We start from the raw sequence: 15,124 nt of genomic DNA, 5'->3' as shown, positions 1-15,124 counted from the left end.
TTCCGACCGCCACGGGCAACGCGCCGTTGTGGGTGCGGCTGGCCCGGGATATGCCGTATGCGGTGGAGCAGGTTCGGCGATCACCCTGCTGTGCGAGGGTGGGCGGCTGTTCCTCGACGTCACCGCCGAAGTCCCCGTCCTCACCTACCCGCCCGGTGAGGAGCCGGATCCGGGCCGGGTCGCCGGGGTGGACCTGGGAATCATCCACCCGTACGCGGTGGCCGGCCCCGACGGAGAAGCTCTGTTGGTGTCGGGGCGGGCGATCCGCGCCGAGCACCGCATGCACCTGGCCGACACCAAAGCCCGCCGCCGCGCCGTCTCACACCGGGCCCCGAAACCGGGTCAGCGGGGCTCACGGCGGTGGCGGCGCTACCGCCGCCGGGCCCGGCTGGTGGAGGGTCGGCATCGGCGGCGGGTCCGCCAAGCCCAGCACGAAGCCGCCCGCACCGTCGTCACCTGGGCCCAGCAGCAGCGCGTGGGTGTGCTGCACGTCGGTGATCCGCGTGGTGTGCTCGACCTGCCGGCGGGGCGGCGGCACAATCTGCGGCTGCGGCAGTGGCAGATCGGCCGGCTCATCCAGATCCTCACCGACAAGGCCACCCAAGCGGGCATCACCGTCCGCCTCGTCGACGAACGCGGCACCTCATCGACCTGCCCCGCCTGCCGCAAACGGATATCCAAGCCTCGTGGGCGGACCTTGACCTGCCTGCACTGCGCGTTCTCCGGGCACCGCGACCTGGTCGCGGCCGCCAGCATCGCCACCCGCACCCCGGGCGGCGGACCCACCACCCCCACAGCCGTCGTGCTGCCCGAGGTGGTCACGCACCGTCGAGCCGGCCGGCACCTCCCCGGCGCCGGCCAGTCCCGACGTGACCCCCGCCGCCCACACCAGGCGGCGCGAGGATCAGTTGGCCCGCGGAGGCCCGCCCCACCACCCGGCGGGGAGTCGCTCACCCTGAACGGTGAGGATCCACAACACCACCGGACACCCGGTGAACGTTAGTGGACACCGCACTAGGCCACGGGGGTGGTCTCGACGGTGAGCAGTGCCGCCAGCTGGCGCAGGACGTGCGGGCGGGCCCGGTAGTAGACCCAGGTGCCGCGCCGCTCCGCGTCCACCAGGCCCGCCTCACGCAGGGTCTTCAGGTGGTGGGAGATGGTCGGCCCGGTGAGGTCGAAGGCGGGGGTGAGGTCGCAGACGCAGGCCTCGCCGCCCTCCGCGGAGGCGATCATCGACATCAGCTGCAGCCGGACCGGGTCGCCGAGGGCCTTGAACGCGGGCGCGAGGGCGGCGGCCGTCTCCGCCGGCACCCGGCGCTGCGCCAGCGGCTCGCAGCAGGGCGCGTCGGCGTTCAGCACGGTCAGCGGCCTCGGTTGCTTCGACATGTCTCTAGGTTGACATCTCTCTAATCAGCGTGCAAGTCTCTGCTTAGACGGACGTCAAGACAGGCTCCGTGGGAAGGGGATCGTCATGTTCGGCAAGGCTCGGCGGTCGACGTCGGCCGGGACGGGAGTGCGCTTCTGCGACTCCTGCGCCCAGGTGTCCACCGCCGCCCAGCGGGCGGAGCGTCGCTACGACAGCGTTCGCGCCGCCGTGCACACCTTGATCAGCCCTCGATGAGCGACGGGACGGCCACCACGATGAGCGAGAACATCCAGACGACCGGCGGATTCGCCGGCGACCCGGCTGCCGCCCTGGCGGTCACCGGTTCCGGCGCCTGCTGCGGCAGCCCCGCGCAGGCGGTCGGCTCGATCCTGCCGCCCGCCGGGGCGTCCGGGACGGCTGGCCCGTGCTGTGGCACCCAGGAGGCCGCCGCAGCCGCCGGTGGGTGCTGCGGCGCCGAGGCGAAGGCCACCGCCGTCGACGCGGGACAGGGGTGCTGCGGATGATCCCGGACCCGCCCGCCCACGCCACGGTCCGGCGCGAAGAGGTCTCGGGCCACCGGATGGCGGCGACCGTCGCCGCCCTGGCCGCGGACGGCTTCGCCGGTCGGCGGGTCGGCTCCGCCGGTGGGGTCGCCGCTTGGGCTTGGCTCGCCGATCACCTCGCCGCGCTCGGCGTGACGGTGCACACCGACGGGTTTCCCGTCCGGGCGGTGCCCGACCTGTCCGCGGCGCCCACGGTGACCTGGGGCGGCGACGCCACCGCCCACCGGCTGGCCTTCGGTCGGGAGGTCGGCGTCCATCTCGCCTCCGCCCACACGACCGAGGTCCGGCGGGGCGCGCTGGGCGTGGCCGGCGCGGACGACCCGGCCGGTCGGTGGCTCGTCGTGCCGGCGGAAATGAATCTGTTCGACGCCTACGGGCACGCCCACGGCGCTGCGGGGCTGGTCCTGAGTCGCCCCGTGGACGCCGACGGCTGGCAGTACACCACCCTCGCCGGCCCGGACCCGGGGCCGTTGCCGGTGCTCACCCTCGACCCCGCCACGCACCGCGCGGTCCTCGTCGCGGCCGCCGAGGGTGGTTGGCTGGCCGGTGACGCCCCGCTGCGCCGGCTCGACGTCACCGGCACCAACATCCACGCCACCGTCCGCCGGCCGGCACCGGGTGGGGTCGACGTGCTGCTCACCGCGCACTACGACGGCGTGGGTGACCATCCCGGCCTGCGGCAGCCGGGCGCGTCGGACAACGCCAGCGGGGTCGCGGTGGTGCTCGAGGCGACCCGGATCCTGGCCGCCGGAGCCCGAGCCGGAGCCGGCGACGGCGACGGCGTCGGGCTCTCCGTCGCCCTGCTCGACGCCGAGGAGATCGGGGCCCTCGGCTCGGCCCACCACGCCCGTCGACTGCGCGCCGGCGGCGCCAACCCGCTCGTGCTCAACGTCGACGGCGCCGGACGCCTGGACCGGGCCGCCGCCGTCGAGGCGGGCGGGCCGGCCCACCGGCTGCTCGCGGTGCTGGACCAGGCCGGCCGGCACGTCGGCGTACCCCTGGTCGCCGGGCCGGTGGCCTCGGACAACCGTCGCTACGGGGCCGCCGGGTTCGCCGCCGTGGGCATCGGCGCCGGCATGGCCGGCTACCACAGCCCCGCCGACACCGCCGACCGGGTCGATCCGGCCACTCTCACCGCCCTGGCGCGCCTGGTGGTCGCCACCGTGCGGCTGGCCGCGTCGTCGTCCGCTAGACTTTCATCGTCAATCGGCGATTAACGATAAAGGGGGCGGATGGTGAGCGAGCTGCTCGATCGGGCGACGGCGCAGACGTACGCGTCGTGGTTTAGGGCCCTGGCGGACCCGACCCGGGTGCAGATCGTGGAGTACCTGGCCCGCAAGGCCCGGCCGATGAGCGTGGGGGAGATCGTCGCGGCGGTCGGCCTGGCCCAGTCCACCGTCTCCCAGCACCTGAAGATCCTCACCGAGGTCCGGTTCGTGCTCGCCGAGCCGGTCGGCACCGCCCGGCACTACCGCGTCAACGAGGCCTGCGTCGGCTGCTTCCCGTCCGCCGCCGACGTGGTCATGGGCCGACCGGCCCCCAGCCCGAAGGGAGCCTGCTGAAATGGGCGACCTCGCCGTCCGGCCGATGCGTCCCGACGACGCCGGCCCGGTCCTGGCGATCTACCAGGCGGGCCTCGACGGGGGCAACGCCAGTTTCGAAACCGTCGCGCCGACCTGGGCCGCGTTCGACGCCGGCCGGCTGCCCGCGCACCGCTTCGTGGCCGTCGACGGGGACGACCGGGTCCTCGGCTGGGTCGCGGTCACCCCGACCTCCACCCGGGCGGTCTACGCCGGCGTGGTGGAGCACTCGATCTACGTCGACCCCGCCGCACAGGGGCGCGGGGTGGCCCGGCTGCTGCTCGACGCGCTCGTCGCCTCGACCGAGGCGGCCGGCATCTGGACGATCCAGTCCGGCATCTTTCCGGAGAACACGGCCAGTCTCGCGCTGCACGAGCGGGCCGGCTTCCGGGTGATCGGCGTCCGGGAGCGGGTCGGCCGGCACCACGGCCGGTGGCGCGACGTGGTGCTGCTGGAACGCCGCAGTCCGGTCATCACCTGACCGCCGTGCGGCCCGCCGGACGGGCCGCGTCCGCCCTGTTGTTTCGAAAATTGTCAAGACAAAGGAGTTTCCTGATGAACGTCCTGGACGAACTGCCCGTCGTGGTGATCGGCGCCGGACCGGTCGGGCTCGCCGCGGCCGCGCATCTGCACGAGCGCGGTTTGCCCTTCACCGTGCTGGAGGCCGGCGACAGCGCCGGCGCGGCGGTGCGCCAGTGGAGCCACGTGCGGGTGTTCTCCCCGTGGCGGTACAACCTGGACGCGGCCGCCCGCCGGCTGCTCGACGCGGCCGGCTGGGTCACCCCCGACCTCGACGACCTGCCCACCGGCGCCGGCCTCGCCGCCGACTACCTCCAGCCGCTGGCCGAGCTGCCGCAGCTCAAGCCGCACCTGCGCTACCGGGCCCGGGTGGTGGCGATCAGCCGGCTCGGCCTGGACCGGCTGCGCACCGCCGGCCGCGAGCACACCCCGTTCCTGGTCCGGCTCGCCGACGGCGACGAACTGCTCGCCCGCGCGGTGATCGACGCCTCCGGCACCTGGGCCACCCCGAACGTGCTCGGTGCTTCCGGCCTGCCCGCCCGGGGCGAGCCCGAGGCCGCGTCCCACCTGGAGCACGCGCTGCCGGACGTGCTGGGCGCCGACCGGGACCGGTTCGCCGGCCGGCACACCCTGGTCGTCGGGGCGGGCCACTCCGCGGCCAACACGCTGCTGTCCCTGGCCGAGCTGGCGGCCGCCGCGCCGGGCACGGAGGTGACCTGGGCGATCCGTTCGACCAGCCCGGCCCGTACCTACGGCGGTGGCGACGCGGACGCGCTGCCCGCCCGCGGCGCCCTCGGCTCCCGGCTGCGCGAGCACGTCGACGCCGGCCGTATCCGGCTGCTCACCGGCTTCTCCGTGCACGCCCTCACCCCGGCCGACGGCCGGGTCGCCGTGGTCGTACGCGCCGCCGACGGCGGCGAGGAGTCCGTCGTGGTGGACCGGATCGTCGCCGCCACCGGCTTCCGGCCCGACCACTCCATCGCCGCCGAGCTGCGCCTGGACCTCGACCCGGTGCTCGGCGCCACCCGGGCGCTCGCCCCGCTGATCGACCCCAACGAGCACTCCTGCGGCACCGTCCCGCCGCACGGCGTCGACGAACTCGCCCACCCGGAGCCCGGCTACTTCGCCGTCGGCATGAAGAGCTACGGCCGGGCGCCGACCTTCCTCATGGCCACCGGCTACGAGCAGGTCCGCTCGGTGGTCGCCGCGCTGGCCGGCGACTGGGCGGCGGCCCGGGACGTGCAGCTCGAACTCCCCGAGACCGGCGTGTGCAACAGCACCCCCGCCGAGTCGGTGGGCGGGGAGAGCTGCTGCGGTCCCGCTCCCGCCGCACCGGCCGGCCGGGGTCTGGCCACCGGCGTCAGCGGTGGCCTGCTCGCCGCCCCGGTCAGCCTGATTCCGCTGGCCACCGTTCCCGGCGATGCCGGCTGCTGCGCCAGCTGATGCCCGCGGCCACCGGGGCGCCCGCCGATGCCACGATCGGCGGGCGCCCCGCCGGGCGGCCGCGCCGGTTGGTCGCCGCGCTGGCGGTGACCCAGACCGTCGGCTACGGCACCCTCTACTACTCGTACGCGGTCCTGCTGAAGCCGATGGCCACCGCCCTCGGCGCGTCCACCGCCGCGGTGACCGGCGCGCTGACCGCGTCCGTGATCGCCGGGGCGCTCACCGCCGTCCCGGTCGGACGGTGGCTCGACCGCCACGGCGGGCGCGGCCTGATGACCGGCGGTTCGCTGGCCGCCACCGCGCTGCTGCTCGCCTGGTCGCAGGTGGAGACGATCTGGCAGCTCTACGTGGTGATGATCGGCATCGGCGTCACCGGCGCGATGGTCCTCTACGAACCGGCCTTCGCCGTCCTCGTCTCCTGGTGTCCGCCACCCCGCCGCGACCGGGCCCTGCTCGCCGTCACCATCGTCGCCGGGTTCGCCAGCACGATCTTCCTACCGCTGACCGGCCTGCTCGTCGCGCACCTGGACTGGCGGGGCGCCCTGCTCGTGCTCGCCGCCGTGCATGGCCTGACCACCGTGCCGCTGCACGCCGGGACCGTGCGGCGGCCGCCCGGTGCGCGCCCGGACGACGCCGAGCCCGCGCGGAGCCGGCAACCGGACCGGCGGCGGGCCGTGGTGCGGACCGCGACCCGCGACGCCCGGTTCTGGGTCCTGGTGGCCGCGCTGCTCGCGCACGGCGCGGCCACCAGCACCATGACCGTCCACCTCGTCGGCTTCCTCGCCGACCGGGGCCACACCGCCACCTTCGCCGCCGCCGTCGCCGGCCTGCTCGGCGTCCTCTCGGTCACCGGCCGGCTCGTCCTCACCGGGGCGCGGCGACGGCTGCCCGTGCCGGCGATCCTCGCCGTGATCTTCGCGATCCAGGCCGCCGCCGCACTCACCCTCACCGCTCTCGGCGGCACCCGCCCGGGGGCCGTCGTCGGTGTCATCGGGTTCGGGCTCGGATTCGGCGTCGCCAGCCTGGCAACTCCGGCCCTGCTCGTCGGTCGCTACGGCACCGTCGGCTACGCCAGCGTCGCCGGCGTGCTGGCCGCGCCCGTCACGCTGGCCAAGGCCACCGCACCGCTGGCCGCGGCGGCGCTGCTGAGCCGGACCGGAGGGTACGGCCCACTGCTCGTCGCCGTCGCCGGCTGCTGTGCCGTCGCCGCCACGGGCATCCTCGCGGGTCCCGCAGTCAGTCCAGCCGGCGCCACTGCGGCCAGGCGGGCCGCTCGGTGGCGGTCAGCGCGTCCAGCACCACGTGCTCGACCTGGTCGGGGGTGAGGGCCCGCTCGTCGGTACCCGGGGCGTACGCCGCCCAGGACCGGTCCTCGGCGTCGGACATGACGACGCCCACCGGGTGCCGGCGGTCGGTGACGGCGGCGACCACGCCCCACGGCCGGCGGATGTGCACCTGCTGGCCGAGGTCGGGGTCCAGGTCACGCAGCCACCGCCGCACCGTCTCGCGATCGGTGAGCGGCACCGTCTCGGTGCTCACCCGGAACGGCCCGCGGCTGGTCAGCCGCTCGGCCACGTCCTGCGCCGGCCGGCCCCGGCCGAGCAGATCCCGCAACCATCCCATCTCGACACCACCTCTCCCGGCGCGCCGCCCGACGACCCGGGCGCCCGCCCGCAGCATGCCCGTTGGCGGGTATTGGCGAAACACCCCCGGAAGCAGGTCGGCGACGCGATCACCGCGAGCCGGATACAGTGGCGGGCCCAGCGGAGGCCGGAGGGGAGTGCCGTGCCGGAGATCGACAAGGTTGCCTGGATCCGGATCGAGGGTGGCCGGGTGCTCAGCACCCGCTCCAGGGGCAAGGACGTCTGGTACCTGCCGGGCGGCAAACGGGAGCCGGGCGAGACCGACCTGGACACGCTCGGTCGGGAGATCGCCGAAGAGCTGAGCGTCGTCGTGCTGACCGGGAGCGCCGTGCACCTCGGCACCTTCACCGCGCAGGCGCACGGCCACCCGGCGGGCACGCTGGTGCGGATGAGCTGCTACTCCGCCGACTACCGGGGCGCACTCCGGCCGGCCAACGAGATCGCCGAGGCGGCCTGGCTCGGCTACGCCGACCGCGACCGGGTCTCCCCGGTCGACCAGCTCATCTTCGACCACCTGCGGGCCGCCGCCGGGCTGCGCTGACGTCGATCCGGGCGCGCGGCTCGCACCGGCGGCCAGCGGGCGCGGCGGTCGGCCGCGCACGCCGTTTGCCGGCACCGGGCGGGGGTAAGCGCGGGGCCGGTGACGACAGGAGGCGCCGTGCGGTTTCCCCGCTTCGTCGATGCGGTGTCCCGCCGCTCCGGGCTGCCGCCCGGGCAGGCCGCCGCGATCGCCCGGGCCGTGCTGCAGACGATGGCCGAGCGGGTGACCGGCGGCGAGGCGGACGACCTGGCCGGGCAGCTCCCGGACGAGCTGGGTGACTACCTGGCGCCCGGCACCGGCGCGGTCGACGGCCGTACGGCGGCGTTCGGGCCGGCCGAGTTCCTGCGCCGGGTGGGGGAGCGGGCGGGGGTCGACGAGGCGACCGCAAGGGCCGGCGCCGGCGCGGTATTCGCGACGCTGCGACAGGCGGTGACGGTCGACGAGTTCCGGGAGATGGTGGCGCGACTTCCGCGCGGTTTCGACGGCGCGATCGCGCCGATGCCGCCGTCGGACGGATAGGCAGTCGGGGATCCGCAGGGGTCGAGTCGGACTGTGGACATCGCCCATATTTCGGGAACTTTCGCGGCCTGAGCCCAGTTTTACCGTAAGATTACTTGACGGTAAGCGCTTAGGCGGTAGTTCCTCTACGCGCTAGAGGGATGATCGGACGATTTTCTCCGTCCGTCGTCCGAGGGTCTGTTCGGCTCTTCGGCCCGACTCTAATCGACGATCTTTCTTCCCAGGCATTGAGCCATATGCTCATTCCATTGTGAAGTCCTGGGGGGGATCATGATCAGCCTTGTCGAATGCTGCGCGCCGTCCTGCTGTGGAGCGACGTCCGTAGTCTGACATGAATCAATCGACGGTAATCAATCGCTTCGGCACTGTCGCCGCCCGTCGTCCCGAACACCCGGCCGTGCTCGGCGAATCCGATCAGCTCAGCTACGCCGACCTCGCCGGTGCGGCCGGCGGGTACGCCGCGGCGCTGACCGCCGCCGACGCCCGGCCGGGCGACCGGGTCGCGCTGCTCACCGCGCACGGCACGCCCACCATCGCGGCCATCCTCGGCACCCTCGCCGCCGGGTGCGCGTACGTGCCGCTGGATCCGGGCTTCCCCGAGCAGCGGCTGCGGCACATGCTCGCCGCCGCCGGGGTCAGCACCGTCCTGACTGGAGCGGAATACGCGGAGGCGGCGCACCGGCTCACCGCCGACCGGCCCGACGTCCGGGTGCTCACCGTGGACGCCGTGCCGGCCGCCCCGCTGCGCCCGGTGCCGGTCGACCCGGACGCGCTGGCGTACGTGCTGTTCACCTCGGGCTCCACCGGCGTGCCCAAGGCGGTCGGGCAGACCCACCGCAACCTGCTGCACGTCGTCGACAACCAGATCGCCGCCCTCGACCTCGGCCCGGCCGACCGGCTCAGCCTGCTCGCCTCGTTCGGCTTCGACGCGGCCATCCCCGACCTCTACCCGGCCCTGCTCACCGGCGCCGCGGTCGTCCCGGTGGAGCTGCGGCGGCACGGCCTGGCGCACGCCGTCGAGCAGCTCGCCCGGCACCGGGTCACGGTCTACCACTCCACGCCCACGGTCTACCGGTTCCTGCTGGACACCCTCGGCGAGCGCCGGCTCGACCACGTCCGGGTCGTGCTGCTCGGCGGGGAGCAGGCCACCCACGCCGACGCCGCCCGCGGCCGCGGCCGGTTCGCGGCGGACTGCCTGCTGGTCAACGGCTACGGCGCGACCGAGCTGACCTTCGCGGCCCGGTACGCGCTGCCGCTGGCCGAGGCGGACCCGGCCGCCACCGGGCCGCTGCCGATCGGCACCGCGCTGCCCGGCTACCAGCTGCGTCTCGCCCCGGACGGCGAGCTCGTGGTGCGCAGCCGGCACCTCGCCCCCGGCTACCTCGACCAGCACAGCGACCGGTTCGGCGTCGACCCCGACGGGGTGCCGACCTACCGCACCGGCGACCTGGCCGAGCGGCTGCCCGGCGGCGAACTGGTCTGCCTCGGCCGGCTCGACCGGCAGGTCAAGGTGCGCGGCTTCCGGGTCGAGCTGACCGAGATCGAGGCGGTGCTCGCCGAACAGCCCGGCGTCGCCGGGGTCCGCGCCATCGCCCGCGACGGCGAACTGCTCGCGTACGCCCGACCCGCCGGCGGGTCGCTCGACCCGGCGGCCCTGCGCGCGGCGCTGGCCCGGCGGCTGCCGGACCACGCGCTGCCCCGCGCGGTGGTGGTGGTCGAGGAGTTCCCGCTCACCGTGACCGGCAAGATCGACGAGCGGGCGCTGCCCGACCCGGCCCGGACGGTGCCGCCCGGCGAGGCCCCGACTACGCCGACCGAGCGGATCGTGCACGACATCTGGTGTGCGGTGCTCGGTCGGGACGCGGTCGGCCGCACCGCCAGTTTCTTCGACGTCGGCGGGCAGTCCCTGCTGCTCGGGCAGGTGCAGCAGCGGCTGGCCGAGCGGTTCGGGGTGCGACTGCCGATGCTGCGCCTCTTCGACCACCCCACGGTGGCCGCCCAGGCCCGGCTGCTCGACGCGCCGCTGGAACCGGTGCGCGCGCCGGCGCTGCCGCCGGCCGCCCCGACGACCGCCGCCCGCGAGTACGCCGGCGACGAGATCGCCGTGGTCGGCCTGGCCGGCCGCTTCCCGGGCGCGCCCGACGTGGCCACCTTCTGGTGGAACCTCTGCGCCGGCGTCGACGCCATCCACGACCACAGCGACGAGGAGTTGGCCGCCCTCGGCGTCGGGCCCCGGCTGCGCGCCGATCCCCGGCACGTCAAGGCCGCGGGCCGGCTCGACGGGGTGGCCGACTTCGACGCCGGGTTCTTCTCCTTCGGCGAGCAGGAGGCGGCGCGTACCGACCCGCAGCACCGGCTGTTCCTGGAGACCGCCTGGGAGGCGCTGGAGGACGCCGGCCACGACCCGGCCCGCTTCCCCGGGCTGGTCGGCGTCTACGCGGCCACCTCGGCCAACCGCTACTTCCTGTTCCACCTCATGGACAACCCGGCCGTGGTCGGCGACGTCGACCCGGACGACTGGGAGGCCCGGCTCATCGGCCGGCAGTTCACCGACCACCTGCCCGGGCAGGTCGCGTACCGGCTGGGGCTGACCGGGCCGGCGGTCGCCGTGCAGAGCGCCTGCTCCAGCTCGCTGGTCGCGGTCTGCCTCGCGGCGCAGAGCCTGGCCGACTACCAGTGCGACATCGCGCTGGCCGGCGGGGTGAACGTGACCTGGCCCCGCTACCGGCACACCCCGGGTGGCCTGGCCTCGCCGGACGGCCGGTGCCGCGCGTTCGACGAGGCCGCCAACGGCGCCGGCTTCGGCTCCGGCGTCGGCGTGGTGGCGCTGCGCCGGCTCGCCGACGCACAGGCCGACGGCGACCGGATCTACGCGGTGCTGCCCGGCTGGGGCGTCACCAACGACGGCGCCGACCGGGCCGGCTTCGCCGTGCCCGGGCCGGCCGGGCAGGCTGCCGCCGTGGCCAACGCCCTCGCCGCCGCCGAGGTCGCGCCGGGCGAGGTCCGCTTCATCGAGGCGCACGGCAGCGGCACGCCGCTCGGCGACGCCATCGAGGTCGCCGCGCTGCACGAGGTCTACTCCGGTGCCGGGCCGGCGGAGAGCTGCGCGCTCGGCTCGGTGAAGACCAACATCGGCCATCTCGACGCCGCCGCCGGCATCGCCGGGCTGATCAAGGCGGTGCTCGCCGTGCAGCACGGGGTGATCCCGCCGAACCTGCACTTCACCCGCCCGCACCCCGAGGTCGACCTGGCCGCCGGCCCGTTCTACGTGCCGACCAAGGCGCGGGACTGGCCGGACGCGCCGCGGCGGGTCGCCGGGGTCAGCTCCTTCGGGGTCGGCGGCACCAACGCCCACGTGGTGGTGGAGCAGCCGCCCCCGGCCGAGCCCGTCGACGCGCCGGACGCCGCGGCGTACCTGCTGCCGGTGTCGGCGCGGGACCCGGTCGCGCTGCGCGCGGCGCTGACCCGGCTGCGTCAGCACCTCGCCGGCGCGAGCCCGGCGCTGGCCGAGGTGGCCGCCACCCTGGCCCTGGGCCGGCGGGCCTTCGGCTGCCGGGCGGCCGTGGTGGCGGCCGGCCCGGCCGACGCGGTCACCGCGCTGGACGAACTGCTCGGCACCGACGCCCGGGTCGCCGGCCCGGCGGGGGAGCTGCGCGAGCTGGCCGCGGCCTGGGTCGCCGGCCGGGACGTGGACTGGACGGCGCTGCACCCCGAGGGCACGGTCCGGCGCACCGGGCTGCCCACCTACCCGTTCCAGCGTCAGCGGTACTGGATCGACCCCCCTCAGAAAGGCGCGCGGTGAACTGGTTCGTCTCCGCCGGCCGCCGTGAACCGGCACCGGTCCAGCTGTTCTGCCTGCCCTACGCCGGTGCCGGCGCCAGCGCCTTCCGCCGCTGGCAGGACGGCGTCGGCGCGGGCGTCGAGGTGCTCCCGGTGCAGCTGCCCGGCCGGGAGAACCGGATCAGCGAGGACCCCCGGTTCCGGGTGGCCGACGTCGCGCACGCCATCGCCGACCGCGCCGAGGGCCGGTACGCCATCTACGGCCACTCGATGGGCGGCCGGGTCGGCTTCGAGGTGGTCCGCGAGCTGCGCCGGGCCGGGCGGTCGCTGCCGCTGCGGCTGTACGTCGGCGGCGCCCGCGCCCCGCAGGTCACCGCGCCCAGCGTGTTCGACGGCCTGTCCCGGGTGGACGACGACGAGCTGCTGCGCCGCCTCGGCGAGGGCGGCGGGCTGCCGGCCGAACTGCTCGACCACCCGGAGCTGGTCGAGCTGCTGCTGCCACTGCTGCGCGCCGACTTCGGCCGGGTGGACAGCTACCGCTACGTCCCGGAGGAGCCGCTGCCGGTGCCGATCGTGGCGTTCAGCGGCCGGCACGACCGGGCGGTCAGCCGGGCGCAGAGCGAGGCGTGGCGGGAGCACACCGCCGCCGGCTTCACCCTGCACGACATCGACGGCGGGCACTTCTTCCTGCACGACCGGCTGGCCGAGCTGCTCGCGGTGATCCGCGCCGACCTGGACGCGGCACCGGCCGCCGGGGACGCCGTACCCGCGGCGGCGCCGGTCGCGCTCACCGCAGCGGACGCCGCACCAGCGCCGGCCGGAGCGGAGGCGGCGGCGCCGGTGCCCGGCGGGCACCGGGTGCCGCTCGGCGACACCGGCTGGTCGGTGTGGCGGGACGCCCTCCTGCGGACCACCGGATTCCCCGCCGACGGTCTGGCCCAGCTCGCCGCCCCGCAGGCCGCAGCGGCCGCCGACGAGCTGCTGGCCACCGGCGCCGGCGCGGAGCAGTTCGACAAGGAGTTCGCCGAGGCGATGACGGCGGCCGGTCGGCGGCTCACCGAGCTGGCCGGCGACCCGCTGCTGCGGGAGGCCGTCACCTGGCAGAACCGGGGCGCCCTGGTCGCCCTGGACGGGCTGGCGCGCGGCGGACCCGACCCGGCCCGCAACGTGCGGCGGCGGGACCGGGAACGCGCCCTGCTCAAGTACTGGCAGCGGTACTGCGGCAAGAACGAGACGGTCGGTTTCTTCGGCCCGAGCTGCTGGGTCACCCTCGACCCGGCCCGCCCGGAGACGGCCGACGTGCGCCCCGGCCCGGGCCTGACCCGCCGCCGCTGGGTGTGGTTCGAGTCCTGGGCGCTGAGCGCCTACGCCGACCGGATCGGCCAGGACCTGGCCGTGCGCAGCTGGTGGGCACCGATGCTCTGCCCGCAGCTGAGCCTCGCCGACCGCGCGGTGCGCCGGCCCGGCCGGCCGCCGGTGCCGCTCATCCCGGTGGAGGCGGCGCTGCTGGCCGCCGCCGACGGCCGGCGCCCGGCCCGGGAGCTGGTCGCCGACCCGGCGATCGGGCTGCGCCGCCCGGAGGACGGCTACGCGCTGCTGGACCGGCTGGTCGACCGGGAGCTGATCACCTGGGACGCGGGCCTGCCGGTGAGCCCGGAGGCCGAGGACGTGCTGCGGCAGCGGATCGACGCGATCGGGGACGAGGCCGCCCGGCGGGACGCCGGCGCCGGCTTCGACCGGCTCCGCGCCGCTCGGGACGCGGTGGCCGCCGCAGCCGGCGACCCGGACCGGCTGCGCGCCGCCCTGGACGCGCTCGACACCACGTTCACCGAGCTGACCGGGCAGCCGCCGCGCCGCCGCGCCGGCCAGATGTACGCCGGCCGCACCCTCTGCTACGAGGACACCAGCCGCGACCTCGACGTGGTGTTCGGCAAGCCGCTGCTGGACCGGATCGCCGCCCCGCTCGCGGTGCTGCTGCAGGCGGCCCGCTGGCTGGCCGACGCGCTCGAGCGGGCGTACGACGCGGCGTTCCGGGAACTGCACGACGAGCTGCGCGCCGAGGCGGGCGGCGCCCCGGTGGCCCTGTCCGACCTGTGGTTCCTGGCCCAGGGCCTGTTCTGGGGCGACGGGACCCGGCCGGTCGACACGGTCGCCGCCGAGTTCGCCGCCCGCTGGGCCGGGCTGTTCGGCCTGGACCGGCTGCCGCCCGGTGCGACCGAGGTCCGGCTGCCGGTGGCCGACCTCGCCGCCCGGGTCGCCGAGGTCTTCCCGGCCGGCCGGCCGGCCTGGCCCAACGCCCGGCTGCACAGCCCCGACCTGCAGATCTGCGCCGCCGACGCGGACGCGCTGGGCCGCGGCGACTACACCGTCGTGCTCGGCGAACTGCACGCCGCCTGGGCGTCCTTCGACTGCCAGGTCTTCACCCCGGCGCACCCGGACGTGGGCCGGCTGCGCGACGCGCTCACCGCGGACCTCGGCGAGCGGCGGATCCGGCTGCTCTTCCCGACCGACTGGCCCCGGCGCACCAGCCGGGTCGCCGAGGCGCTGGCCGGGCCGACCGACCGACAGCTGGCCTTCGCGCCGGCGCCCGGCGCCGAACCGGAGCGGGTGCTGCCCACGGTGGACCTGACCGTCACCGAGCAGAACGGCCGGCTGCACACCACCGCCCCGGACGGGCAGCGCTGGACGCTGACCGAGGTCTTCTCCCCGCTGCTCAGCACGCACGCCGTCGACGGGTTCAAGCTGGTCGCCGCCGCGCCGTACACCCCCCGGATCACCCTCGGCGAACTGGTGGTGGCGCGGCAGACCTGGCGCACCACGGTCGGCGCAAGCGGTCTCGCCACGATCACCGGCGAGCGGGACCGGTTCCTCGCGGTCCGGGACTGGCGCCGCCGCCTCGGCCTGCCCGAGCAGGTCTACGTCAAGCTCGGCACCGAGACCAAGCCGTGCTTCGTGGACCTGGGCAGCCCGGCGTTCAGCAACATGTTCTGCGCCATGGTGCGGGCCGCCCGCACCGACGGCGGCGACGACACCTCCCTGGTGGTCAGCGAGATGCTGCCCACGGTGGCGGACGCCTGGGTGCCCGACGCGGTCGGCCGGCGGTACTTCAGCGAACTGCGGCTGCACATCGTGGACGCCGACGAGCGGGAGGGCGGCCGATGAGCGAGCGG

General features: G+C 75.7%; 14 protein-coding genes. 12 read left to right on the top strand and 2 right to left on the bottom strand.

Annotated features, from left to right (window positions below; translation table 11 throughout):
• A partial coding sequence (locus ACVCAH_RS27620) for an RNA-guided endonuclease TnpB family protein (protein WP_447139142.1) occupies positions 1 to 1,003 on the top strand: 1,003 nt, incomplete at its 5' end.
• Between the two features lie 11 nt (positions 1,004 to 1,014).
• Here ACVCAH_RS27620 and ACVCAH_RS27615 read toward each other — a convergent pair.
• Entirely contained in the window at positions 1,015 to 1,386 is a 372-nt protein-coding gene (locus ACVCAH_RS27615) for an ArsR/SmtB family transcription factor (RefSeq protein WP_447139141.1), read from the bottom strand.
• Positions 1,387 to 1,471: 85 nt separating this feature from the next.
• Here ACVCAH_RS27615 and ACVCAH_RS27610 point away from each other — a divergent pair, with 85 nt between their 5' ends.
• From ACVCAH_RS27610 to ACVCAH_RS27580, 7 genes are all read left to right on the top strand, one after another.
• The gene (locus ACVCAH_RS27610) at positions 1,472 to 1,621 is read left to right on the top strand and encodes a hypothetical protein (RefSeq protein WP_447139140.1); all 150 of its coding nucleotides are present in this window, start codon (positions 1,472 to 1,474) and stop codon (positions 1,619 to 1,621) included.
• On the top strand, positions 1,618 to 1,890 hold the full coding sequence (locus ACVCAH_RS27605; RefSeq protein ID WP_447139139.1) for a hypothetical protein: 273 nt from the start codon (positions 1,618 to 1,620) through the stop codon (positions 1,888 to 1,890). The genes ACVCAH_RS27610 and ACVCAH_RS27605 overlap by 4 nt, the downstream gene beginning before the upstream one ends.
• Positions 1,887 to 3,146: a M28 family metallopeptidase gene (locus ACVCAH_RS27600; protein WP_447139138.1), complete on the top strand. Its 1,260-nt coding sequence runs from the start codon at positions 1,887 to 1,889 to the stop codon at positions 3,144 to 3,146. Before ACVCAH_RS27605 ends, ACVCAH_RS27600 begins: the two co-directional genes overlap by 4 nt.
• Positions 3,147 to 3,161: 15 nt before the next feature.
• Positions 3,162 to 3,491, top strand: a complete 330-nt coding sequence (locus ACVCAH_RS27595; protein WP_447139137.1) for an ArsR/SmtB family transcription factor — start codon at positions 3,162 to 3,164, stop codon at positions 3,489 to 3,491.
• A gap of 1 nt (position 3,492) precedes the next feature.
• Positions 3,493 to 3,990: an N-acetyltransferase family protein gene (locus ACVCAH_RS27590; RefSeq protein ID WP_447139136.1), complete on the top strand. Its 498-nt coding sequence runs from the start codon at positions 3,493 to 3,495 to the stop codon at positions 3,988 to 3,990.
• Between the two features lie 74 nt (positions 3,991 to 4,064).
• Positions 4,065 to 5,471: an FAD-dependent oxidoreductase gene (locus tag ACVCAH_RS27585; protein WP_447139135.1), complete on the top strand. Its 1,407-nt coding sequence runs from the start codon at positions 4,065 to 4,067 to the stop codon at positions 5,469 to 5,471.
• Positions 5,471 to 6,796, top strand: a complete 1,326-nt coding sequence (locus ACVCAH_RS27580; protein ID WP_447139134.1) for an MFS transporter — start codon at positions 5,471 to 5,473, stop codon at positions 6,794 to 6,796. Before ACVCAH_RS27585 ends, ACVCAH_RS27580 begins: the two co-directional genes overlap by 1 nt.
• On the opposite strand, the gene ACVCAH_RS27575 is transcribed toward ACVCAH_RS27580, so the two are convergent.
• On the bottom strand, positions 6,708 to 7,094 hold the full coding sequence (locus ACVCAH_RS27575) for a hypothetical protein (protein ID WP_447139133.1): 387 nt from the start codon (positions 7,092 to 7,094) through the stop codon (positions 6,708 to 6,710). The two genes, ACVCAH_RS27580 and ACVCAH_RS27575, sit on opposite strands and share 89 nt — an antisense overlap.
• A gap of 162 nt (positions 7,095 to 7,256) precedes the next feature.
• On the opposite strand from ACVCAH_RS27575, the gene ACVCAH_RS27570 reads away from it, so the two are divergent.
• The 4 genes from ACVCAH_RS27570 (at position 7,257) to ACVCAH_RS27555 (ending at position 15,116) form a co-directional block, all read left to right on the top strand.
• Positions 7,257 to 7,655: an NUDIX hydrolase gene (locus ACVCAH_RS27570; protein WP_447139132.1), complete on the top strand. Its 399-nt coding sequence runs from the start codon at positions 7,257 to 7,259 to the stop codon at positions 7,653 to 7,655.
• Positions 7,656 to 7,772: 117 nt separating this feature from the next.
• Positions 7,773 to 8,174 (top strand): DUF2267 domain-containing protein, encoded by a 402-nt coding sequence (locus tag ACVCAH_RS27565; protein ID WP_447139131.1) that lies wholly within the window; start codon positions 7,773 to 7,775, stop codon positions 8,172 to 8,174.
• Positions 8,175 to 8,505: 331 nt separating this feature from the next.
• On the top strand, positions 8,506 to 11,976 hold the full coding sequence (locus ACVCAH_RS27560; RefSeq protein WP_447139130.1) for an AMP-binding protein: 3,471 nt from the start codon (positions 8,506 to 8,508) through the stop codon (positions 11,974 to 11,976).
• Positions 11,973 to 15,116, top strand: coding sequence for a thioesterase domain-containing protein (locus ACVCAH_RS27555; protein WP_447139129.1), 3,144 nt, complete (start codon positions 11,973 to 11,975; stop codon positions 15,114 to 15,116). Before ACVCAH_RS27560 ends, ACVCAH_RS27555 begins: the two co-directional genes overlap by 4 nt.
• The last annotated feature ends 8 nt before the right edge of the window (positions 15,117 to 15,124 follow it).

Source organism: Micromonospora sp. LZ34, from assembly GCF_052981855.1.
Note: the sequence above shows the minus strand (reverse complement) of the source record. Positions and strands in the feature narration are given on the sequence as shown.

Coding starts and splice junctions, on each gene's coding strand:
- ACVCAH_RS27560 (WP_447139130.1), top strand. CDS start 8,506: ATGAATCAATCGACGGTAATCAATCGCTTCGGCACTGTCGCCGCCCGT.
- ACVCAH_RS27575 (WP_447139133.1), bottom strand. CDS start 7,094: ATGGGATGGTTGCGGGATCTGCTCGGCCGGGGCCGGCCGGCGCAGGAC.
- ACVCAH_RS27580 (WP_447139134.1), top strand. CDS start 5,471: ATGCCCGCGGCCACCGGGGCGCCCGCCGATGCCACGATCGGCGGGCGC.
- ACVCAH_RS27585 (WP_447139135.1), top strand. CDS start 4,065: ATGAACGTCCTGGACGAACTGCCCGTCGTGGTGATCGGCGCCGGACCG.
- ACVCAH_RS27610 (WP_447139140.1), top strand. CDS start 1,472: ATGTTCGGCAAGGCTCGGCGGTCGACGTCGGCCGGGACGGGAGTGCGC.
- ACVCAH_RS27605 (WP_447139139.1), top strand. CDS start 1,618: ATGAGCGACGGGACGGCCACCACGATGAGCGAGAACATCCAGACGACC.
- ACVCAH_RS27615 (WP_447139141.1), bottom strand. CDS start 1,386: ATGTCGAAGCAACCGAGGCCGCTGACCGTGCTGAACGCCGACGCGCCC.
- ACVCAH_RS27595 (WP_447139137.1), top strand. CDS start 3,162: ATGGTGAGCGAGCTGCTCGATCGGGCGACGGCGCAGACGTACGCGTCG.
- ACVCAH_RS27600 (WP_447139138.1), top strand. CDS start 1,887: ATGATCCCGGACCCGCCCGCCCACGCCACGGTCCGGCGCGAAGAGGTC.
- ACVCAH_RS27590 (WP_447139136.1), top strand. CDS start 3,493: ATGGGCGACCTCGCCGTCCGGCCGATGCGTCCCGACGACGCCGGCCCG.